The following is a 21742-nucleotide window of genomic DNA, read 5'->3' as shown; positions in this document are numbered from 1 at the left end:
CCATTAATGTATTTTTATTCACTATTAGTGCATGAATATTGATACTATCCTAACGCAAGGACTGTCAACAGTGAAGACAAAATTACCGCCTTTTATTGAGCTTTACCGTGAGTTGATTGCCACGCCGTCCATCAGCGCCACCGACAGCGCAATGGATCAGAGTAATGAAGCTTTAATCAGTTTGCTGGCAGGCTGGTTTCGCGACCTTGGCTTTGAGGTTGAAGTTCAGCCGGTTCCCGGCACGCGCCACAAATTTAATATGCTGGCCCGCACCGGCAACGGTGCTGGCGGCCTGCTGCTGGCCGGACACAGCGACACCGTTCCTTTCGACGATGGCCGCTGGACGCGCGATCCCTTCACCCTGACCGAGCATGACAACAAGCTGTACGGCCTGGGCACCGCTGATATGAAAGGCTTTTTCGCCTTTATTCTGGATGCGCTGCGTGATGTTGACGTGACGAAGCTGAAAAAACCGCTCTACGTCCTGGCCACCGCCGATGAAGAAACCACGATGGCGGGCGCGCAATACTTTTCCGAAAACGCCACCATACGTCCCGACTGCGCGATTATCGGCGAACCTACGTCGCTCCAGCCGGTGCGCGCGCATAAAGGCCATATGTCGAACGCTATCCGCATTGAGGGCCAGTCCGGCCATTCCAGCGATCCCTCACGCGGCGTCAATGCGATTGAACTGATGCACGAATCGATCACCCAGCTGATGGAATTACGTAACACGCTGAAGTCACGCTATCACCATGATGGTTTTGCGATCCCTTATCCCACCATGAATTTTGGCCACATCAACGGCGGCGATGCGGCTAACCGTATCTGCGCCTGCTGCGAGCTGCATATCGATCTTCGACCTCTGCCGGGCTTAACGCTGAACGAGCTGGAAGGATTGATCAACGAATCGCTGACGCCGGTTAGCGAACGCTGGCCTGGCCGCGTGACGGTTAGCCAGCTGCACCCGCCGATTCCCGGTTACGAGTGCCCGGCCGATCACAAGCTGGTCAAAGTGGTGGAGAAATTGTTAGGCACGGAAACCTCCATCGTAAACTACTGCACCGAAGCGCCTTTTATCCAGGAATTATGCCCAACGCTGGTATTGGGACCGGGATCGATCAACCAGGCGCACCAGCCGGATGAATATCTCGACACCGCTTTTATCAAGCCAACCCGCGAGCTGATTACGCAGGTTGTGCAACATTTTTGCCACCATTAAGCGCTATTTGTCCTGTCAGGCCGGAAAGATAGCGTTTTTTCCGGCTTTGCCGACGTTTTCCGTTACTTCAGGCGATAAGAATTACTTATCGCGCTTCTCCTTTGTTAAATTTCATAAATTCCCGCTAGTTAGCGCCAGCTTTGCGCGTGTTTAAGTCAATTGACGGATGGCAGGGAACGTGGCTAGATAAAAGGCAATGTTATACCGGCGACGGTAGAGAGTGATAAAAACAACGGTCAGGGGTCTTATGAACGAACAATATTCCGCAATGCGAAGTAATGTCAGTATGCTCGGCAAACTGCTCGGGGATACGATTAAGGATGCGCTGGGTGAAAACATCCTGGACCGGGTGGAAACCATCCGTAAGCTCTCCAAGTCCTCCCGCGCGGGAAACGACGCCCACCGTCAGGAGCTGCTCTCTACGCTCCAAAATCTTTCTAATGACGAACTCCTGCCCGTTGCGCGCGCCTTCAGCCAGTTCCTCAACCTGACCAACGTCGCCGAGCAATACCACACTATTTCCCCTAAAGGCGAAGGCGCTAATCATCAGGAGCTGCTGGCCAAAACCTTCGAGCGCTTAAAGCAGCAGCCAAACCTGACGGAAGCGAAGATCCGCGAGGCCGTTGAGTCGCTTTCGCTGGAGCTGGTGCTGACCGCTCACCCGACAGAGATCACTCGCCGCACGCTGATCCACAAGCTGATCGAAGTAAATAGCTGCCTTAAGCAGTTGGATCACCACGATCTTCCTGATTATGACCGATCGCAGATCATGCGCCGTCTGCGTCAGCTGGTCGCGCAGGCCTGGCATACCGATGAGATCCGTAAATATCGCCCTACCCCCGTCGACGAAGCTAAATGGGGCTTTGCGGTGGTTGAAAATAGCCTGTGGGAAGGCGTGCCGGCCTTTCTGCGCGAACTGTACGAACAGGTGGAAGCCTCATTTGGCGTGAAGCTGCCGGTGGATTATGTGCCTGTCCGCTTTACTTCCTGGATGGGTGGAGACCGTGACGGCAATCCGAACGTGACGGCGAAAATTACCCGTCACGTGCTGCAACTGAGCCGCTGGAAAGCGACCGACCTGTTCTTACGTGATATCGCCGTGCTGGTTTCCGAGCTGTCGATGTCGGAGTGTACGCCAGAAGTTCGCGAGCTGTGCGGCAATCCCGACGCGCTGGAACCGTACCGTGAAATTATGAAAAACCTGCGTGCCCAGCTGCTGGCGACCCAGGCTTACCTTGAGCGCCGTCTGAAAGGCGAACGCCCCGCGCGTCCGGATAATCTGCTGATTTCCAACGATCAGCTGTGGGATCCGCTTTACGCCTGCTATCAGTCACTACAGGCCTGCGGCATGGGCATTATTGCTAACGGCCAGCTGCTGGATACATTGCGCCGCGTGAAGTGTTTTGGCGTGCCGCTGGTGCGCATCGATCTGCGTCAGGAAAGCACGCGCCACACCGACGCTATTGCAGAAGTGACCCGTTATCTGGGCCTGGGCGACTATGCCAGCTGGTCAGAAGCCGATAAGCAGGCATTTCTGATTAGCGAGCTGACTTCTAAAAGGCCTTTACTGCCGCGTCAGTGGGAGCCGAGCGCCGACACGCAGGAAGTGCTGGATACCTGTCGCGTGGCGGCAGAAGCGCCGCAGGGGTCTATCGCCGCCTACGTCATTTCGATGGCGAAAACGCCTTCGGACGTGCTGGCCGTCCATCTGCTGTTAAAAGAAGCGGGTATTCCTTTTGCTATGCCGGTGGCACCGCTGTTTGAAACCCTGGACGATCTGAATAATGCTAACGACGTGATGCAGCAGCTGCTGGATATCGGCTGGTATCGCGGCTTTATTCAGGGCAAGCAGATGGTAATGATTGGCTATTCCGACTCGGCAAAAGATGCGGGCGTGATGGCGGCCAGTTGGGCACAGTATCAGGCGCAGGACGCGCTGATTAAAACCTGTGAAAAAGCAGGCATCGCGCTGACGCTGTTTCATGGACGCGGCGGCACCATTGGTCGCGGCGGCGCACCGGCACATGCGGCCCTGCTTTCCCAACCGCCGGGTAGCCTGAAAGGCGGACTGCGCGTGACGGAACAGGGAGAGATGATCCGCTTTAAATATGGCCTGCCGGAAGTGACCATCAGCAGCCTGACGCTTTATACCAGCGCTATCCTTGAAGCAAACCTGCTGCCGCCGCCGGAGCCGGAAAAAGCCTGGTGCGGCATCATGGACCAGCTTTCTGCTGACTCCTGCGAGATGTATCGCGGCTACGTGCGCGAAAACAAAGATTTTGTGCCCTACTTCCGCTCGGCCACGCCGGAGCAGGAGCTGGGCAAACTGCCGCTGGGTTCGCGTCCGGCCAAGCGTCGCGCAAGCGGCGGCGTAGAATCGCTGCGCGCCATTCCGTGGATTTTCGCCTGGACGCAAAACCGTCTGATGCTGCCCGCCTGGCTGGGCGCGGGCGCGGCGCTGCAAAAAGCGATGCAGGCAGGCCATCAGGATCAGCTGGAGGCGATGTGCCATAACTGGCCCTTCTTTTCTACGCGTCTGGGCATGCTGGAGATGGTCTTTGCCAAAGCTGACCTGTGGCTGGCGGAATATTATGATCAGCGTCTGGTAGACCGTTCGCTGTGGCCGCTGGGCAAGCAGCTGCGCGAGCAGCTGGATTCCGATATTAAAGCGGTGCTGACTATCGCCAACGACGCGCACCTGATGGCGGATCTGCCATGGATTGCCGAATCTATTGCGTTACGTAACGTGTATACCGATCCGCTGAACGTGTTGCAGGCGGAATTGCTGCATCGTTCCCGCTTACAGGAAGCCAGCGGCGAAGAACCGGATGCGCGAGTTGAGCAGGCGCTGATGGTAACGATAGCGGGCGTGGCGGCCGGTATGCGCAATACGGGCTAAGGATTTCAGGCACGAAGCCATAGCGAAAGGCGCTCATATCTGGCAGATATGAGCGCCTTTCTGATTTTATGGGCGCTTTACCTTATCAGGCAGCGGAGACGGCCACGGCGGGACGGACGCCCAGCGTATGGCAAATGGCGTAACTCATTTCCGCACGGTTCAGCGTATAGAAGTGGAAATCTTTGACGCCTTCACGGCTCAGGATTTTCACCATATCCATCGCTACATTGGCGCCCACCATTTTGCGGGTTTCCGGATCGTTATCCAGCCCGGCAAACATGCTGGTCATCCAGCCCGGCACGCGGACGTTAGTCATGGCGGCGAAGCGCTGAAGCTGCTTAAAGTTGGATACCGGCAAAATGCCCGGTACGATTTCCACATCGATACCGGCCGCGACGCAGCGGTCGCGAAAGCGCAAATAGCTTTCTACGTCAAAAAAGAACTGGGTAATCGCCCGGTTTGCGCCCGCATCCACTTTTCGCTTCAGGTTAATTAAATCTGACTGGGCGCTTTTTGCTTCCGGATGCACTTCCGGATAGGCGGCCACGGAAATATCAAAGTCGCCGACTTCCTTCAGCAGGCCCACCAGATCCGCACCGTACATTTCCGGTTTGCCGCCGCCTGGCGGTAGGTCGCCGCGCAGCGCCACGATATGACGAATGCCGTTATTCCAGTAATCCTGCGCAATAGCGCGCAGCTCGGCACGGGTGGCGTCCACGCAGGTTAAATGCGGTGCTGCTTCCAGTCCGGTGCGATCTTTAATGCCTTTAATGATGCTGTGCGTGCGGTCGCGCTCGCCGGAGTTAGCGCCGTAGGTAACCGAAACGAATTTAGGTTTCAGGCTGCTAAGACGATCGATAGAGTTCCATAGCGTTTGTTCCATTTCGCTGGTACGTGGCGGAAAAAACTCAAAAGATACGTTAATTTGCCCGTTCAGCTCGGCCAGACTTTGATTGAGCGCTTCGCGCTGGTTGGCGTGGAAAAAACTCATGGCTTACCTCATCGATCGCAGAAAGAAACTGCCCGCCTTGAACATCCATACGTTTAGACGTCCAGACATTCAAAATGAACGATTGCACAAATTTCGTCAACAGATAAATAGTGCAGCGAGGTGACAAATTTTCAACAAAGCTGAAGAAAATTCATACAGCAAAAAGAAGTCAGAAAAATCAATGAAGGAGAGAAAGAAAGAGCGGGAAGCTTGTTCAGGCCAGTACATCAATAATTTCAGAAATGACGAAAGCCGCGCCGTCCGTGGCGCCTGGCTAACCTCTGTCGTACTTTATGTCATAACGCGTTTTTACCAGCGGCTACAGCAGCTGCGCCAGCCGGTTAATATCGGACTGGATAGCACCCGCCGTCACGTCACGCCCTGCACCCGGACCACGAATAACCAGCGGATTATCGCGATACCAGCGGCTTTCAATGGCAAAAACATTATCGCAAGGCAGTAACGAAGCCAGCGGATGATCGTTTCTGACCGCTTCCACCCCGACTCGCGCCTTACCGTTAGCGTCAAAACGCGCCACATAACGCAGCACCAGCCCCATTTCCTGAGCGGCCTCAAAACGCTGCTGCATCTGTTCATTCAGCGCTTCACCGTTTTCGAAAAAGTGATCGATATTCTCTTTTTCACAGCTTTTCGGTACCAGAGACTCCATGCGTACCTGATCGGGCTCGATATCGTAGCCTGCCTCACGCGCCAGAATCACCAGCTTGCGCATTACGTCCTGGCCAGAAAGATCGACGCGCGGATCGGGTTCGGTCAGTCCCTGTTGCCAGGCCTGCTCCACCAGATCGGTAAAGGGAACCGTGCCGTCATACTGCAAAAATAGCCAGGAAAGCGTGCCGGAAAAAATACCGCTGATCGACAGAATGCTGTCGCCGCTTTCACGCAAATCGCGCACGGTATGGTTAACCGGCAGACCCGCGCCGACCGTGGCGTTATACAGCCAGTGACGCCCGGTTTTGGCAAAGGCATCACGTATCTGGCGATAGCGGTCGCTGCTTGACGCGCCGGCAACCTTGTTTGCGCCAATAACGTGAAAACCGTGGCTGGCGAAATCAAGATACTGTTCGGCTAACTGCTCGCTGGCCGTGACGTCCAGCACCACCAGATCGTCAAACGGATGTGCCCGCATCCACAGGAAGAGCGACTCTTCATCCCTTACGACGGCTTCGTCTTCAAAGAAAGCGAGCACGCGGCTGGCGTTCAGCCCGTCATAGCTAAGCAGGCTGCGGCGGCTGTCGACTACCCCCGCCAGCACATATTCAAAACCGGTGCGTGCAGACAAGGTTTCCTGCTCGCGGGCAAACAGCTCCAGCCAGCGGGAACCGATATTGCCTTTGCCAAACAGCACCAGGCCAACCTGCTTTTCCGCACGGAACAGCGACTGGTGCAGTCCACGAATAAGGTGTTCAGTTGGGCCGACGCGCAGCACGGCTACCAGGCTGATGCCCTCTTCCGACTGCCAGATAAACTCGACCGGCTGGTCTTTCAGCTGCTGCCAGAAACGGTGGCTGTGCAGTGGATTACGGCAAACGCCAGCGCCGACCAGCGCCACCAGCGCCATGCCTTCGCGCAGCTGAAGACGGCCGGGAAGCGCGGCGTCCTGCAGCAGCGACAGCGCACCGTTGACGATTTCCGAGGTATAGCAAAGCTGGAGCAGATGGCGGTCAGGATGCGCGCCGATTGCCAGCGGACGAAGCTGAGCACGCTGCAACAACCGATCGATTTCCTTTTGCGCCGCTTTAAAATCGTGCTGCGGCGGCACCTGGAATTCAATCAGGCAGACGTCATCATGGCTGGTAACAATGCGCGCGCCCGTTCCTGAAGCCAGCACGCGCTCGATACGTGTGGAACCCTGCTCCGGCTGATAGCTGCAACGCAGCTGTAAATCAATGTCGCTGCCGGAAACAGGCTGTAGCGTGCGCGTATGCAGCACCGGTGCGGCCAGGCGAGCCAGCTCGCTGGCTTCATCCAGACGCAGCAGCGGTAGCAGACAGGCATCCTTTACCTTGCGCGGATCGGCGCTATAGACGCCAGCCACATCGCTCCAGATAGTCACGCGGGAAACGCCGGCCAGCGCGCCAATCTGCGTTGCCGAATAGTCGCTGCCGTTACGGCCCAGCAGAACGGTTTCGCCTGCCTCATTGCGGCAGATAAAGCCCGTGACTACCAGCCTTTCGCCCGGATGCTGCGCCATCAGCTGTTGCAGCAGCGGCCAGAATTTACCTTCATCCACCTGCGGCTGGGCCGATCTTTCAGCGCGTAAAAATTCGCGTGCGTCCAGCCAGCTTGCCGCCATATCCTGCTGCTGTAACACGGCGGCCATCAGGCGTGCTGACCAGATTTCACCGTGTCCGACGACCTGCGCATAGACGGCTTCGGTCATATTGCCGTCCAGCAGGGCGGCCAGCTTTTCCAGATCGTGGATAAATTCGCTAATCAGCCCATCCGCACTCGACGGCGGCAGCAGGCTGCTAATCAGTTCGCTTTGATAGCGACGCAGCGCCTGCTGCACCTGATGGGCAGCAAGCCGATCGCTCTGGCTCAGCTTCAGCCAGCTAATCAGCTGATTAGTTGTGCTGCCTGCCGCAGAAACGACCATCATGTCGCCAGGACGGCTGTATTCCGCCATGATACCCGCAACCCGCAGATAACATTTGGCGTCGGCAAGGCTGCTACCACCGAATTTATGCAGCTGACGCGCGCCTGCTGCCACTGCTGACTGACTCATGCTTACCTCTCAGCCGCTATCCGGAACGCGTTATCCAGATCGGCAATTAAATCTTCGTGATCTTCAATTCCTGTCGAAATACGCAGCAGCGTTTCCGAAATACCAGCCGCCGCGCGGGCTTCTGCCGACATGCCGGCATGGGTCATGGTCGCCGTGTGGGAAATCAGACTTTCCACGCCGCCCAGCGATTCCGCCAGGGTAAACAGCTCCAGCGCTTTCAGGAAACGGCGCAGCGTTTGCTCATCACCGTCCAGCTCAAAGCTGAGCATGGCACCAAAACCTTTTTGCTGGCGCACTGCAAACTGATGGCCTGCGTTTTCCGGCAAGGAAGGATGATACAGCTTTTTCACCAGCGGCTGCTGCTTCAGGTAGTCTACCAGCGCCAGCGCATTACGCTGTGCCGCCGCCATGCGCGGTGCCAGCGTTCTTAAACCGCGCAGCAGCAGATAGCTATCGAAAGCCGCGCCGGTTACGCCGATATTATTGGCCCACCAGGCCAGCTCTTTGACTCGCTCAGGATCTTTGGCGATGACCGCGCCAGCGACCACATCCGAGTGACCATTAAGATACTTGGTGCAGGAATGAATAACCAGATCGGCACCCAGCGCCAGCGGATTTTGCAGCGCCGGACTCAGGAAGGTGTTATCGACCACGCTAACCGCGCCGACCGCCGCCGCCGCCTTACAAATGGCTTCGATATCCACCACGCGCAGCAGCGGATTACTTGGGCTTTCTACCAGCACCAGCTTCGGTTTTTCGGCCAGCGCCGCATGCAGCGCCGCTTCGTCACCCTGATCGACAAATTTTACGCGATACGCGCCGCGCTTGCTCAGGCTGTCAAACAGACGATAGCTACCGCCGTAACAGTCATGCGGCGCGACCAGCAAATCGCCAGGCTGCAAAAACACCGTACAGACCAGATGAATAGCCGACATACCGGTGTTGGTCATCACCGCGCCAGCACCCCCTTCCAGCTCTGCCAGCGCACGCTGCACTACGTCACGAGTCGGGTTGCCGCGACGAGAATAGTCGTGCGCGCGTGGCTCGTTAAAATCGGTAAAGTTATAGGTGCTGGAAAGATGAATAGGAGGGACAACGCAGCCATACTGTTCGTCATCATTCAAACCGCTGCGTACTGCGATGGTTGCCTGTTTGCGCGTCATGGTGCATAAATTCCTGCAGGAGAATAAAGAAGAGCCAACAGCATAACAGGGAACAGATAGACGTCAATACATCTGGACTTCTAAATGTCTTTGCGTATAGATTGAGCAATCTGCCAATAACCGTTAAGATTACGCTTTTGCACCCACAGAAAGTGGGAGCAATACAGTGTGATGTAAGCGAACTTCGGGCATAATTAGCCGAATTTTGGCATATTTCAATTTTTGATAATGACTAAGGTACCCCATGGCTGAATGGAACGGCGAATATATCAGCCCTTACGCCGAGCACGGTAAAAAGAGCGAACAGGTTAAAAAAATCACGGTATCCATTCCGTTAAAAGTTCTGAAAATCCTGACTGACGAGCGTACCCGTCGCCAGGTTAACAATTTGCGTCACGCTACCAACAGCGAACTGCTGTGCGAAGCGTTCCTGCACGCCTTCACCGGCCAGCCTTTGCCAGATGATGTCGATCTGCGCAAAGAGCGAAGCGATGAGATTCCGGAAGAGGCAAAAGCGATCATGCGCGAAATGGGCGTCGATCCTGACACCTGGGAGTATTAATTCCTTCCGCCGCATGGCTGTGGTTTTCCTCTTTTTACTGATGGGCAGGCCCCGACAAACCTGCCCATCAGAAACATGCTTATTTGTATTATTCTTTCCGGGTTGCCTTCTGATATAAATATTATTCGCCTGGATAATAAATCAGTTAGTGCCAGAAAAATCCTGGAAGATAGCCAACAAATTATATGCTGCGCGAAATATAATCTTCATTGTTGCATCAGTAATGATATTCAAGTAGAGTCTCGTCCGTTTAAAAAATAGAGATATGGAATAACTCATGGAAAGAGTATTTCAAAACGGGCATTATACTTCGCCTGTTTTATTTATTTTACTATTTACTTTGACAGCAACCCATGCAGAAACGGTATTACCCGATATTTCTGGAAAACAACATATCCAGGAAACATCTGTTAGCACGGCAAGCCAGGAGAGATCGCGTAAGAAAATCATTCAGCCTGCGGCCCCGGAGGCCCGCTCAAAACTTCAGGGAACAACAATAAAAAAACTGTATTTCCCTGTAGAAAAAAACTGCTATTTTATTGATAAAGTCACTTTAAAAGTTGACAGCAGCAAACTTAAATTAAACAACATCTATTATTTCACTCAACAAGCACAGGGGAAATGCCTTGGCGTGCAGGGTATCCGACTGCTGGCAAAAACGCTTCAGGATGAAATTATTCGCCTTGGCTATATCACTACCCGCATTAATATTCAGAACCAGGATCTGCACAGCCGGGAGCTAAAGTTTGAGATTACTTCCGGAAAAGTAGGCAATATCATCGTGGATAAGAGCGGCGCTGACCATATTAATTTAGCTACCACCCTCCCTTTAAAACACGGCGATATACTCACCCTGCGCGACCTTGAACAGGGGAGTTTTAATTTACAACGCGTGCCGGGCTCCAGCGTGAAGATTAATCTGGTGCCGGGTAAAGAGAGTGGTGAAAGCGACATTTATATTTATCGCGAACAGGATAAATTCTGGCAGGTTCGGGCATGGGCGAATGATGCTGGCGCTAAGGCGACCGGACGTTACCAGGCAGGCGCGGCGCTCTATCTTAATAATCTTAGCTCGCTGAGTGATACTTTTTATCTTTCTTACGGTCACGATCTTGCCAAAGGACATACCGTACAGGGCAACAGCAATCGGTCAGTTGGCTATACGCTTCCCTGAGGCTACTGGTGGCTGGATTTGTACGCCAGCCAGAGCCGCTATCAGCAGCATGTCCGGGGCAACTGGAGCGACTGGATGCTGAACAATGATAATGCCTGGTACAGTGCCCAGCTCAACCGCGTGCTGTCCCGAACTGTGGGGCAAAAAACCACGGCGGGACTGCAAATCTTTAATAACGGATCGCGCTATTACTTCAACAGTCTGGAGTTAACCAGCATGCGTAAAAAAAGCGCGGGCTGGAAAGCCGTGCTTCAGCAACAGCGCTCTTTTGGCAATAGCGTCGTTATCGGAACGGTAAGTTTTCAAAAGAAAAGGCCCTGGTTTGGTAGCAACAATACGCCTGAACAGCAGCTGAATCTTATCGACCGTGCAGGAAGATTATTTTTATTAGACCTACAGGCCTCGGTAAATTTCAATTTATCCGGGCAGTGGTTTAACTATGCGCCGCATTTTGCTCTACAGCTTACTCCGGACCGTTTGTCTTCACTGGACAGTTTTTCTTTAGGTAACAGATGGACGGTGCGCGGCTTTGATGGTGAATCCAGCCTGCAGGAAAATAAAGGATGGTACTGGCGCAACGATTTTAACTGGATATTTCCCGAAAGGAATTATCGACCCTATATCGGTATAGATATGGGCCAGGTAACGGAAAAAAGCAAACAGAAATATTATGGCGGCAGGACGATAGCAGGCAGCGTGGCAGGTCTACGGGGCGAATACCGACAGGTTAGTTACGATTTGTTCGCTGGCCTTCCTTTGGTAAAACCAGAGGGTTTTCATACTGCCCCATTGACGCTAGGCTTCTCGCTACAATGGCAATATTAAAGGAGGATAAGCTAAAGAAAAAAGATATCACCACCCACTATAAACATCATAAATTAAAGGACTAAAGATGAAACAGCACAAATTTAAAGTACTTTCCCTGGTGATTACCGCAGCGCTTTTCACTCATTCAGCGTTGGCAGATCCGGGCAGCTATACCCATCATAACGGTTTCTCCGTAGTTGATATTAATAAAGCTGACGCAAACGGACTTTCTCACAACATGTGGAAAGAGTTTAACGTAACCAACAACGGTATGGTGCTGAATAACAGTACTGAAAATACCGTTCGCCCCAACGGTAACATTCCTAAAAACAATAATCTTACTGACGCAGCTAAAATAATTTTAAACGAAGTTATTTCTGACCGGGCCAGTACATTAAATGGTTATATCGACGTAGTCGGACAAAAGGCTGATGTGATCATTGCTAACCCGAACGGCATCACCTGTTCTGGCTGTAGCTTTATTAATACCGGGCGCGCTACGCTCACCACCGGCACGCCAACTTTTACCAATGGCGCACTGACGGGTTTTAACGTCGCCAACGGAAACGTTACGGTAAATGGTCAAGGCCTGGCCAATGAGGGCTACACCGATATTCTGGCAAGAAACATTCGTATTCAGGGGAAGATCGCCACGGGCGAGCTGAAGGCTATTGCCGGTGTTTATAGCTACGACAGCGCAAGCAGCGTGGCAACCTCCAGTAAGACCACGTTGTGGAACACGGGCGTTGACGTCAGCGCACTTGGAGGGGTAACGGCAGACGTTATCCGACTGCAAACCACCGACGTCGGTTCCGGAGTAAATAATAGCGGCATTTTGCTGGGCGATAACCTGCAAATCTCGTCTAACGGCGCGTTAACTAATGGTGGAACCATCACCGCTACCGCGGCTGGTCTGCAATCTGCCGGCAATATGACCAACAACGGCGCAATCACCAGCACCAGCCTGCAGGCTTATACCGGTGGCGCACTGATCAATTACGGTGCGATTAGCGTCAAAAACGCCAGCCTGATGGCCAATAACATACTGACTAATAATGGAACCCTGACCGCAGATGAGCAGTTAAGCGCCGTAGCGCTTAACAAAATCAGCAATGAGAAGACCGGTAAGATCAGCACCGGCAAAATGCTGCAGCTAGTCTCCTATAAAGGCGATGTTGAAAATAAAGGCGAAATCGATTCGCAAGGGAATGTCCTTGCTCAAACCGGCTTTAATACTATCGATGACGCTACCGTGATTGTTTCCGATAATGTCCGTGTAATTAACAGCGGCACTCTGAATGCGAAAAATAATGTTTCTTTAGCGGCAACTAAAGAGATTGCGCTGAACTCAGGCGTGTTAACAGCCGGAGGAACCGCCTATCTTACTGCCGCATCGGTGACAAATGCTGCCACTGTCGACAGCAAAGATTTAACTGTCTATGCCAGCTTTGTTAAAAACACGGGCGTTATGCAGGCTACTGACCACCTGAATGTTACCGGGAACAGCGGCATTGAAAATACAGGGACGCTGCAAAGTGGCGAGATGACTCTTAAGAGCGATGGCAAAATCAGCAACGAAAGGTGCTTATGGTTTTGCAACAGAGGCACGCTTACTGCTGACAAAATTATTGTTAATGCCGCCGCTATGAACAAAGTTAACGAGCTGGGTGGGAACATCTACACGCCAACTTTTGAGATGAATGTACCGGCCAGCAGCACTGAAGCCCAGAAGTCTGTTACAGATAACGAATAATGAGACGGTGATGTCTTAATACAAAGAGCTGGCGAACGTCGGCTCTTTTTTTTGAGCGCGCTCCGGCTTTTGTCTGTTGGTAAGCAATCAGATAAAAAACAAAGAGGTTACGCTTTCCGGATGGCGGAAAAATAAAAGGAAGGATAAACGGGTCAGAGGCATAAAACAAAGCCCCGCCGAAGCGGGGCTTGTCTGCCCTTTCAACCTGGCCGAAGCCAGGTTTGCGGCATCCGAAACGATAAACGTTTCGTGCAGGCGACTTATTTGCTGCCTGGGATGCTGAAACGCTTGTTGAAGCGGTCAACACGACCACCGCTTGCAACATCACGCTGCTTACCGGTGTAGAACGGGTGGCATTTGCCGCACACGTCCAGGTTCAGGTCGTGACCCACGGTTGAGCGGGTTTTGATTTCGTTACCGCAAGAACATTTAGCAGTAACTTCAGCGTAATTTGGGTGAATACCTTTTTTCATGGGAAAACCTCAGTTAAGGCCGTGTCGCTCTCCCGCGCCAGGATTAGCCTGCGCCGGCACCACACGAAGATTAATAGTTCAGGTGTTTTGATACCAAAATGCCGTATCAACGGCGGCGAACTATACAGAAAATAACCGCTCGCTGCAATCGAATCCGCACATTCAGGAAGACACAGTGTACACTATCCCGCTCACAATTTCATCCGGATAAACTCATGCCCGTTGTTCAGGTCGCTTTACCCGTTCCGCTTGCCCGCAACTTTGACTATTTGCTGCCCGCGCATCTCACTGTGGTAGCAGGCGCGCGCGTCAGCGTGCCTTTTGGCAAGCGTAAGGCAATTGGCGTGGTGACCGGTATTACCGATACCAGCGACTTTCCTGTTGAGCAGCTGAAAGCCGTACATGAGGTACTGGACAACGAATCAATTTATCCGCCCTCGCTGTGGCGTATCCTGCTGTGGGCCGCCGACTATTATCATTACCCGTTAGGCGAAGTGCTGTTTCATGCCATGCCCGTACTGCTGCGCCAGGGTAAACCCGCGCAGGAGGCGCCGCTCTGGCAATGGTTTATTACCGAAGCGGGACGTGAAGCGGCCCCGGAAAGCCTGAAGCGCGCGCCAAAACAGCAGCAGGCGCTGGCTGCGCTACGCCAGCGCAATCTTTATCGGCACGAAATTGGCCAGCACGATATTACCGACGCCACGTTACAGGCTCTGCGCGCCAAAGGCCTGTGCGATCTACAGACGCAGCAGCGTGCGCCGCAGGACTGGCGCACGGATTATGCCGTCAAAGGCGAGCGGCTAAAGCTGAATACCGAGCAGGCAACGGCGGTGGGCGCTATTCGTGCCGAAGATGACCATTTCGCGGCCTGGCTGCTGGCGGGCATCACCGGCTCCGGCAAAACCGAGGTTTACCTCAGCGTGCTGGAAAACGTGCTTGCCAGCGGCAAGCAGGCGCTGGTGCTGGTACCGGAAATCGGCTTAACCCCGCAAACTATCGCCCGTTTTCGCGAGCGTTTTAACGCGCCCGTCGACGTTTTACACTCTGCGCTAAACGACAGCGAGCGTCTGGCAGTCTGGCTGCGAGCGCGTCAGGGTGAAACGGCCATCATTATCGGCACACGTTCCGCCCTGTTTACCCCCTTTGCCGATCTGGGCGTTATCATCATTGATGAAGAGCACGACAGCTCCTATAAACAGCACGAAGGCTGGCGTTATCAGGCGCGTGATTTAGCCGTTTTCCGCGCGCGCCAGGAAGATATTCCGATTGTTATGGGAACCGCCACGCCAGCGCTGGAAACGCTGCACAATGTGCAGATGGGCAAATATCGTCAGCTCAACCTGAACAAGCGGGCCGGTAACGCCCGCCAGGCTACGCAGCAGCTGATCGATCTGAAAGGCGTTAAGCTTCAGGGCGGCCTTTCGCCGATGCTGATAAAAAAAATCAGTGAACATCTGAAAGCGGACAATCAGGTGCTGCTGTTTCTGAATCGCCGTGGCTTTTCGCCAGCGATGCTCTGCCATGAATGCGGCTGGATTGCCGAATGCCAGCGCTGCGACCGCTACTACACGCTGCATCAGCATCATCGCCAGCTGCGCTGCCATCACTGCGACAGCCAGCGCCCTGTGCCTTATCAGTGTCCCCAATGCGGTTCCACGCATCTGGTGCCGGTTGGCCTGGGCACGGAGCAGCTGGAGCAAAATCTGGGCGAGCTGTTTCCCAACGTGCCGCTTTCCAGAATCGATCGCGATACCACCAGCCGTAAAGGCGCGCTTGAGCAGCATCTGGCTGACGTGCATCGCGGCGGTGCAAGAATTCTGGTGGGAACGCAAATGCTGGCCAAAGGCCACCACTTTCCCGACGTTACGCTGGTTTCACTGCTGGACGTGGATGGTGCGCTGTTTTCCGCTGATTTCCGCTCCGCCGAACGTTTCGCCCAGCTGTATACCCAGGTTGCCGGACGCGCTGGTCGTGCCGGAAAACAGGGGGAAGTCATGCTGCAAACGCATCATCCTGAACATCCGCTACTGCAAACACTGCTGCATCAGGGCTACGACGCTTTTGCTCAGCAGGCATTGAGCGAGCGTAAAACCGTGTTTCTCCCGCCCTTCACCAGCCATGCGCTGTTCCGCTCCGAAGACCATGACAACCAGCAGTCGGCGCTCTTTTTGCAGCAGCTGCGCAATCTGCTGGAAGCCAGCCCGCTCAGGGACGAAGCCTTCTGGGTAATGGGACCTGTTCCGGCGCTGCAGCCAAAACGCGGTGGACGCTATCGCTGGCAGTTACTGTTACAGCATCCTTCGCGGGCGCTGTTACAGAGGCTGATTAAGGCCACGCTGCCGCTGATCGGCACGCTTCCGCAGTCACGCAAAGTCAAATGGACGCTGGATGTCGATCCCAGCGAAGGCTAAATAATTTTGCTTTTTTCGCTTTCATGTTGCGAGATGGATCGAAAAAAGTCGCACAAGTCACAATTTTTATGCAAATTAAGTAACGCCTTTGATTAGTATTGGTTAATTATGCGGTACTGGTCGGCCATAACGCTGACAGAATTCCCTTTATTCCGGCGAGATCCGGACACTCAGCAGAGCGGGACGAGGAGAACAGCGTTGGAGCAAAAGCCTGAAGCCATGGGCGCGACCATGAAAGACGTGGCGGAAAAAGCGGGCGTGTCGACGGCGACGGTTTCCCGCGCCCTGGCGAATCCGGAAAAGGTTTCTGTCGCCACGCGTCAAAAAGTTGAAGCGGCCGTGGTTGCCGTTGGCTACTCTCCTCACGTCATCACCCGCAACGCTAAACGTAGCGAATCCCGTACGATCCTGGTGATCGTACCGGACATCTGCGATCCTTTTTTCAGTGAAATTATTCGTGGCGTCGAGCACGTTGCGGCCGAAAACGATTATCTGGTGCTGATTGGCGACTGCGCGCACCAGAATCGTCAGGAAAACGCTTTTCTTAACCTGGTCATGACTCGCCAGATCGACGGCATGGTACTGCTGGGTTCGCAGGTGCCTTTTGACACCGGGCTGGAAGAACAACGCAACCTGCCGCCGATGGTGATGGCAAATGAGTTCGCGCCCGAGCTGGAGCTGCCAACCGTACACATCGACAACCTGACGGCGGCCTTTGAGGCGGTAAGCCATCTGCTGAAGCTGGGTCACAGCCGCATTGCCTGTATTGCAGGCCCGCAGGATATGCCGCTGTGCCAGTACCGCTTACAGGGTTACATTCAGGCGCTGCGGCGCAACGGCATTGCGCTGGATCCGCGCTATATTGTGCGCGGCGACTTTACTTTTGATGCAGGCAGTCAGGCTTTAAAACAGCTGATGGCGCTGCCCGAACCGCCGGAAGCCCTGTTCTGCCACAGCGATATCATGGCGCTGGGCGCGATGGCCCAGGCCAAAATCATGGGCATGAATATCCCGAAAGACCTTTCTTTAATCGGCTTTGATGATATTGAACTGTCGCGCTATAGCGATCCTCAGCTGACCACCATTGCTCAGCCGAGATTCAATATTGGTCGGGAAGCGATGAATTTACTGCTGGAGCAGCTTCAGGGCCGCACGGTCAACGGCGGTTCGCGGCTGCTGGACTTTGAGATCAAGATCCGCGGCAGCACTGCGCCATCGCTGCATGAACGTATCTGAATCCTGAAACCCTCGGCCAGGACAAGAAAGTGGAGATTCAGCAGATTCTTAATAGTATCCCTGCTGGTCAAACTTCCGGCCCTTGAGTAACATGGCGGGCTGACAGCCGGGCACGAGCGCGCAGGCCCGACCTCATCTTTCATTGATTATTAGCGGAACGATAGTGGCACAAAAAGATTACGTAGGCCGCGGGCGTTCGACAGGGACGCGTCGCAAAAAGAGCAACGGCCGCAGCAAGAAACGTGGCGGCGGCTCGGGTGTATCAAAGATAATGGTAGGTCTTGCCGTTGCGGTACTGGTGACGTTTGTCGGTGGGCTATGGTTTATTGCCCATCATAAAAAAGAGGAAGAAACGCCCGTTATTCCGGATCATAAAGCAGCCGGTAACGGCCTGCCGCCAAAGCCTGAAGAGCGCTGGCGTTATATTAAAGAGCTGGAAAACCGCCAGATCACCGTTCCCACGCCTGTCGAACCTTCCGCAGGCGGCGAAGTGCATTCCCCCACCCAGCTGACTGATGAACAGCGCCAGCTACTGGAGCAGATGCAGGCCGATATGCGCCAGCAGCCTACGCAGCTGAACGAGGTGCCGTGGAACGAGCAAACGCCTGCACAGCGTCAGCAAACGCTTCAGCGCCAGCAGCAGCAAACGCAGCTACAGCAGCAGTCGCGCCAGGCTCAGTCGCAGTATCAGCAGCCGCAAATCCAGACGCAGCCCGTGCAGCAACAGCAGGTACAACGCCAGCAGCAGATACAGCAACAGCAGGTGCAACGTCAGCAGCAGATGCAGCAACAGCAGGCGCAACGCCAGCAGCAGATGCAGCAACAGCAGGTACAACGTCAGCAGCAGGTGCAGCAGCAGCATATGTTGCCACAGCATACCCAGCAGCCGACCGTCGCGCACCAGCAGCCAAAAGCCGAGAAACCGGTAGAAAAAGAGAAGTCACAGCGCTGGATGGTGCAGTGTGGCTCGTTCAAAGGTACCGACCAGGCCGAGTCCGTGCGCGCCTCGCTGGCGTTTGAAGGCTTTGAAAGCAAAATCACCACCGGCGGCGGCTGGAACCGCGTTATCGTTGGTCCGTACAACAACCGGGCCAGCGCCGACAGCACGCTGAAGCGTCTGCGCGGCAACGGCCATTCAAATTGTATTCCTGTCTCCCTCGGGGGTTGAAACCTTTCAGTTTCCCCCCATATCTGAATGCATCATTGCCCCGCAGCGCGCCTGCGGGGAGATCTTTCGACTGCAACAAGGGGTCTGCCCGTGACAACAATTGTAAGTGTACGACGCAACGGCCAGGTAGTAATTGGCGGTGATGGCCAGGCTACTCTCGGCAACACCGTAATGAAAGGCAACGTCAAAAAAGTGCGTCGTCTTTATAATGACAAAGTCATTGCCGGTTTTGCCGGTGGAACCGCAGATGCCTTTACGCTGTTTGAGCTGTTTGAACGCAAGCTGGAGATGCACCAGGGTCATCTGGTGAAAGCGGCCGTTGAACTGGCAAAAGACTGGCGTACCGATCGCATGCTGCGCAAGCTGGAAGCGCTGTTAGCCGTGGCTGACGAAAACGCCTCGCTAATTATTACCGGTAACGGCGACGTTATTCAGCCGGAAAATGACCTGATCGCTATTGGTTCTGGCGGCCCTTACGCGCAGGCAGCCGCCCGTGCGCTGCTGGAAAACACCGAGATTGGTGCGCGCGACATCGTAGAAAAAGCGCTGGGTATTGCAGGCGATATCTGCATCTATACCAACCACAATCTCACCATCGAAGAATTATCGTCTAAAGCGTAAGGACCCTGATTATGTCTGAAATGACCCCGCGCGAAATCGTCAGCGAACTGGACAGATTTATTATTGGCCAGGATGGCGCCAAGCGCGCTGTTGCCATTGCCCTGCGTAACCGCTGGCGCCGTATGCAGCTTGACGAAGAGCTGCGTCACGAAGTTACGCCAAAAAACATTCTGATGATCGGCCCAACCGGCGTCGGTAAAACAGAAATTGCCCGTCGCCTGGCGAAACTGGCCAACGCGCCTTTTATCAAGGTTGAAGCGACCAAGTTCACCGAAGTGGGCTATGTAGGTAAAGAAGTCGATTCAATTATTCGCGATCTGACCGATTCCGCCATCAAGATGGTGCGTTCACAGGCAATCGAAAAGAATCGCTACCGCGCCGAAGAGATGGCGGAAGAGCGCATCCTTGACGTCCTGATCCCACCAGCCAAAAACAACTGGGGACAGGCGGAAGCGCCAGCCGAGCCGTCTGCGGCACGCCAGTCTTTCCGCAAAAAACTGCGTGAAGGCCAGCTGGACGACAAAGAGATTGAAATCGACCTGGCCGCTTCGTCAATGGGCGTCGAGATCATGGCGCCTCCGGGCATGGAAGAGATGACCAGCCAGCTGCAGTCGATGTTCCAGAACATCGGCGGACAGAAGCAAAAACCGCGCAAGCTGCCAATCAAAGAAGCGATGAAGCTGCTGGTGGAAGAAGAAGCCGCCAAGCTGGTTAATCCGGAAGAGCTGAAGCAGGAAGCGATCGATGCGGTTGAGCAGCACGGCATCGTCTTTATCGATGAGATTGATAAAGTCTGTAAGCGCGGCGAAAGCTCCGGCCCGGACGTTTCCCGCGAAGGCGTACAGCGCGACCTGCTGCCGCTGGTGGAAGGCTGCACCGTTTCGACCAAGCACGGGATGGTTAAAACTGACCATATCCTGTTTATCGCTTCCGGCGCGTTCCAGGTTGCCAGCCCGTCAGATCTGATCCCGGAACTGCAGGGACGTCTGCCTATCCGCGTTGAGCTGCAAGCGCTGACCACGCACGATTTCGAGCGCATTCTGACCGAACCAAGCGCTTCCGTTACCGTCCAGTATAAAGCCCTGATGAAAACCGAAGGCGTGGACATTAACTTTACGGAAGATGGCATCAGCCGCATCGCCGCTGCCGCCTGGCAGGTTAACGAAACGGCTGAAAACATCGGCGCGCGCCGCCTGCATACCGTGCTGGAGCGTCTGATGGAAGATATCTCCTATGACGCCAGCGATCTTAACGGCGAATCGATTACTATCGATGCCGATTACGTTGGTAAGCATCTGGACGAGCTGGTAGCAGATGAAGATCTCAGCCGCTTCATTCTGTAATTCTTAGCACGGCGCTTAAACAAAACGCTGAAAACCCCAATTCGTGTTGGGGTTTTCTTTTTTCTACCCCGCTATTTTCCGCTTTTACTGACGCCATTCCGCGACATAAATCCTCCTGTCCTTAACATCCTTGATATGGATTAACTCTTGTGCAACCCGTGCCCGGTAAACTGGCCGCTCTCTGCCGTTTTCCTCTTGTTTAAGCAAAGGCTGTAGCCTGATGACCGACAACCTCTCTGTACTACCGGCATTTTCTTCCTTGCGCGCCTGGCTGGAAAGCCTGCGCCTGCGCACGCTTCCGCTGGCCTGCTCATCGGTGATAACCGGTTCAGCGCTGGCCTGGTGGCAGGGCCATTTCGATCTGATGATTGCGCTGCTGGCGCTGTTGACCACGGCGCTGCTGCAAATTCTCTCTAACCTGGCCAACGATTACGGTGATGCGGTCAAAGGCAGCGATACGCCTGCCCGCATAGGGCCTTTACGCGGTATGCAGAAAGGCTTGATTGACAAAGGACAGATGCGTTTTGCACTGGGTATTACCGTAGCGCTGACGCTGGTGGCGGGCGTGGCGCTGGTAGTGCGTTCGTGCGACAGCGTCAGCGATATGCTGGGTTTTCTGGCGCTTGGCGCGCTGGCTATCGTGGCCGCTATTGCCTATACGGTGGGCAAGAAACCCTACGGTTATCTGGGCCTGGGCGATCTTTCCGTGCTGCTCTTTTTTGGCTGGCTGGGCGTGCTGGGCAGCTGTTACCTGCAGACGCACAGCCTGCATATGCTGTTTTTCCTGCCGGCAACTGGCTGCGGCTTGCTGGCTGTTGCGGTCCTGAACGTTAACAACATGCGCGATATCGACAGCGACCGGCAAAACGGCAAGTTTACGGTGGCGGTACGGCTTGGCGCACATAACGCCCGTTACTACCACGCAATGCTGCTCGCCAGCGCGCTACTGTGCTTTGCGCTTTTTGCCCGGCTGGCCTTGCTGAGCGCAACGGGCTGGCTGTTTATGCTTGGCGTTCCCCTGCTGTTTGGTCAGGCCCGCTTTGCCATCAGGCATCTTTCCGCCGTGGCGATGCGGCCAATGCTGGAAAAAACGGTCAAGGCGGCGCTGCTGATAAACCTGCTTTTCGCGGTTGGTCTGATCGTGGGTTAATCATGATGTGCTTGACCCAC

General features: G+C 54.4%; 14 protein-coding genes and 1 pseudogene. 11 read left to right on the top strand and 4 right to left on the bottom strand.

Annotated elements, in window-relative coordinates; all coding sequences use genetic code 11:
- The first annotated feature begins 70 nt into the window (after nt 1-70).
- Both argE and ppc read left to right on the top strand, forming a co-directional pair.
- Nucleotides 71-1222, top strand: a complete 1152-nt coding sequence (gene argE, locus ACMGGR_RS22085; RefSeq protein ID WP_246761552.1) for an acetylornithine deacetylase — start codon at nt 71-73, stop codon at nt 1220-1222.
- Between the two features lie 247 nt (nt 1223-1469).
- The gene (gene ppc / locus ACMGGR_RS22080; protein WP_414147884.1) at nt 1470-4121 is read left to right on the top strand and encodes a phosphoenolpyruvate carboxylase; all 2652 of its coding nucleotides are present in this window, start codon (nt 1470-1472) and stop codon (nt 4119-4121) included.
- 85 nt (nt 4122-4206) lie between these two features.
- Here the strand turns inward: ppc and metF are convergent, their stop codons facing one another.
- The 3 genes from metF to metB form a co-directional block, all read right to left on the bottom strand.
- Entirely contained in the window at nt 4207-5112 is a 906-nt protein-coding gene (gene metF, locus ACMGGR_RS22075; protein ID WP_246761554.1) for a methylenetetrahydrofolate reductase, read from the bottom strand.
- A gap of 319 nt (nt 5113-5431) precedes the next feature.
- Nucleotides 5432-7861, bottom strand: a complete 2430-nt coding sequence (locus tag ACMGGR_RS22070) for a bifunctional aspartate kinase/homoserine dehydrogenase II (protein ID WP_414147883.1) — start codon at nt 7859-7861, stop codon at nt 5432-5434.
- A gap of 2 nt (nt 7862-7863) precedes the next feature.
- A complete protein-coding gene (gene metB, locus ACMGGR_RS22065) occupies nt 7864-9024 on the bottom strand; it encodes a cystathionine gamma-synthase (protein ID WP_246761556.1) in 1161 nt (386 codons plus the stop codon).
- Between the two features lie 244 nt (nt 9025-9268).
- On the opposite strand from metB, the gene metJ reads away from it, so the two are divergent.
- From metJ to ACMGGR_RS22050, 3 genes and pseudogenes are all read left to right on the top strand, one after another.
- Nucleotides 9269-9586, top strand: coding sequence for a met regulon transcriptional regulator MetJ (metJ, locus tag ACMGGR_RS22060; RefSeq protein ID WP_013200201.1), 318 nt, complete (start codon nt 9269-9271; stop codon nt 9584-9586).
- A 277-nt stretch (nt 9587-9863) separates the two neighbouring features.
- Nucleotides 9864-11585, top strand: a pseudogene (locus ACMGGR_RS22055) (ShlB/FhaC/HecB family hemolysin secretion/activation protein).
- Between the two features lie 67 nt (nt 11586-11652).
- On the top strand, nt 11653-13320 hold the full coding sequence (locus ACMGGR_RS22050; protein WP_414147882.1) for a filamentous hemagglutinin N-terminal domain-containing protein: 1668 nt from the start codon (nt 11653-11655) through the stop codon (nt 13318-13320).
- Nucleotides 13321-13580: 260 nt separating this feature from the next.
- Here ACMGGR_RS22050 and rpmE read toward each other — a convergent pair whose 3' ends face one another.
- Nucleotides 13581-13793, bottom strand: a complete 213-nt coding sequence (gene rpmE / locus ACMGGR_RS22045; RefSeq protein WP_024966154.1) for a 50S ribosomal protein L31 — start codon at nt 13791-13793, stop codon at nt 13581-13583.
- A gap of 215 nt (nt 13794-14008) precedes the next feature.
- Here rpmE and priA point away from each other — a divergent pair, with 215 nt between their 5' ends.
- The 6 genes from priA (at nt 14009) to ACMGGR_RS22015 (ending at nt 21722) form a co-directional block, all read left to right on the top strand.
- Complete coding sequence (gene priA / locus ACMGGR_RS22040) at nt 14009-16204, top strand: primosomal protein N' (protein WP_414147881.1); 2196 nt, start codon at nt 14009-14011, stop codon at nt 16202-16204.
- A gap of 198 nt (nt 16205-16402) precedes the next feature.
- The gene (gene cytR / locus ACMGGR_RS22035; protein ID WP_281434681.1) at nt 16403-17440 is read left to right on the top strand and encodes a DNA-binding transcriptional regulator CytR; all 1038 of its coding nucleotides are present in this window, start codon (nt 16403-16405) and stop codon (nt 17438-17440) included.
- Between the two features lie 163 nt (nt 17441-17603).
- Nucleotides 17604-18608 carry a cell division protein FtsN gene (gene ftsN, locus ACMGGR_RS22030; protein ID WP_246761560.1) on the top strand — a complete coding sequence of 335 codons (1005 nt, stop codon included), beginning with the start codon at nt 17604-17606 and terminating at the stop codon, nt 18606-18608.
- 90 nt (nt 18609-18698) lie between these two features.
- On the top strand, nt 18699-19229 hold the full coding sequence (gene hslV / locus ACMGGR_RS22025; RefSeq protein WP_246761561.1) for an ATP-dependent protease subunit HslV: 531 nt from the start codon (nt 18699-18701) through the stop codon (nt 19227-19229).
- A gap of 11 nt (nt 19230-19240) precedes the next feature.
- Nucleotides 19241-20572 carry an HslU--HslV peptidase ATPase subunit gene (gene hslU, locus ACMGGR_RS22020; protein WP_246761562.1) on the top strand — a complete coding sequence of 444 codons (1332 nt, stop codon included), beginning with the start codon at nt 19241-19243 and terminating at the stop codon, nt 20570-20572.
- Nucleotides 20573-20792: 220 nt separating this feature from the next.
- Complete coding sequence (locus ACMGGR_RS22015; protein ID WP_414147880.1) at nt 20793-21722, top strand: 1,4-dihydroxy-2-naphthoate polyprenyltransferase; 930 nt, start codon at nt 20793-20795, stop codon at nt 21720-21722.
- Nucleotides 21723-21742 lie beyond the last annotated feature (20 nt).

This window comes from Erwinia sp. BNK-24-b (assembly GCF_047456155.1).
Taxonomy (GTDB): domain Bacteria; phylum Pseudomonadota; class Gammaproteobacteria; order Enterobacterales; family Enterobacteriaceae; genus Erwinia; species Erwinia phyllosphaerae.
This window is presented reverse-complemented; position numbering and strand designations above follow the sequence as displayed.

Bases quoted from the DNA above. Each gene is read 5' to 3' on its own strand.
- ppc (WP_414147884.1), top strand. From the start codon at position 1,470: ATGAACGAACAATATTCCGCAATGCGAAGTAATGTCAGTATGCTCGGC.
- metF (WP_246761554.1), bottom strand. From the start codon at position 5,112: ATGAGTTTTTTCCACGCCAACCAGCGCGAAGCGCTCAATCAAAGTCTG.
- ACMGGR_RS22070 (WP_414147883.1), bottom strand. From the start codon at position 7,861: ATGAGTCAGTCAGCAGTGGCAGCAGGCGCGCGTCAGCTGCATAAATTC.
- metB (WP_246761556.1), bottom strand. From the start codon at position 9,024: ATGACGCGCAAACAGGCAACCATCGCAGTACGCAGCGGTTTGAATGAT.
- metJ (WP_013200201.1), top strand. From the start codon at position 9,269: ATGGCTGAATGGAACGGCGAATATATCAGCCCTTACGCCGAGCACGGT.
- ACMGGR_RS22050 (WP_414147882.1), top strand. From the start codon at position 11,653: ATGAAACAGCACAAATTTAAAGTACTTTCCCTGGTGATTACCGCAGCG.
- rpmE (WP_024966154.1), bottom strand. From the start codon at position 13,793: ATGAAAAAAGGTATTCACCCAAATTACGCTGAAGTTACTGCTAAATGT.
- priA (WP_414147881.1), top strand. From the start codon at position 14,009: ATGCCCGTTGTTCAGGTCGCTTTACCCGTTCCGCTTGCCCGCAACTTT.
- hslU (WP_246761562.1), top strand. From the start codon at position 19,241: ATGTCTGAAATGACCCCGCGCGAAATCGTCAGCGAACTGGACAGATTT.
- ACMGGR_RS22015 (WP_414147880.1), top strand. From the start codon at position 20,793: ATGACCGACAACCTCTCTGTACTACCGGCATTTTCTTCCTTGCGCGCC.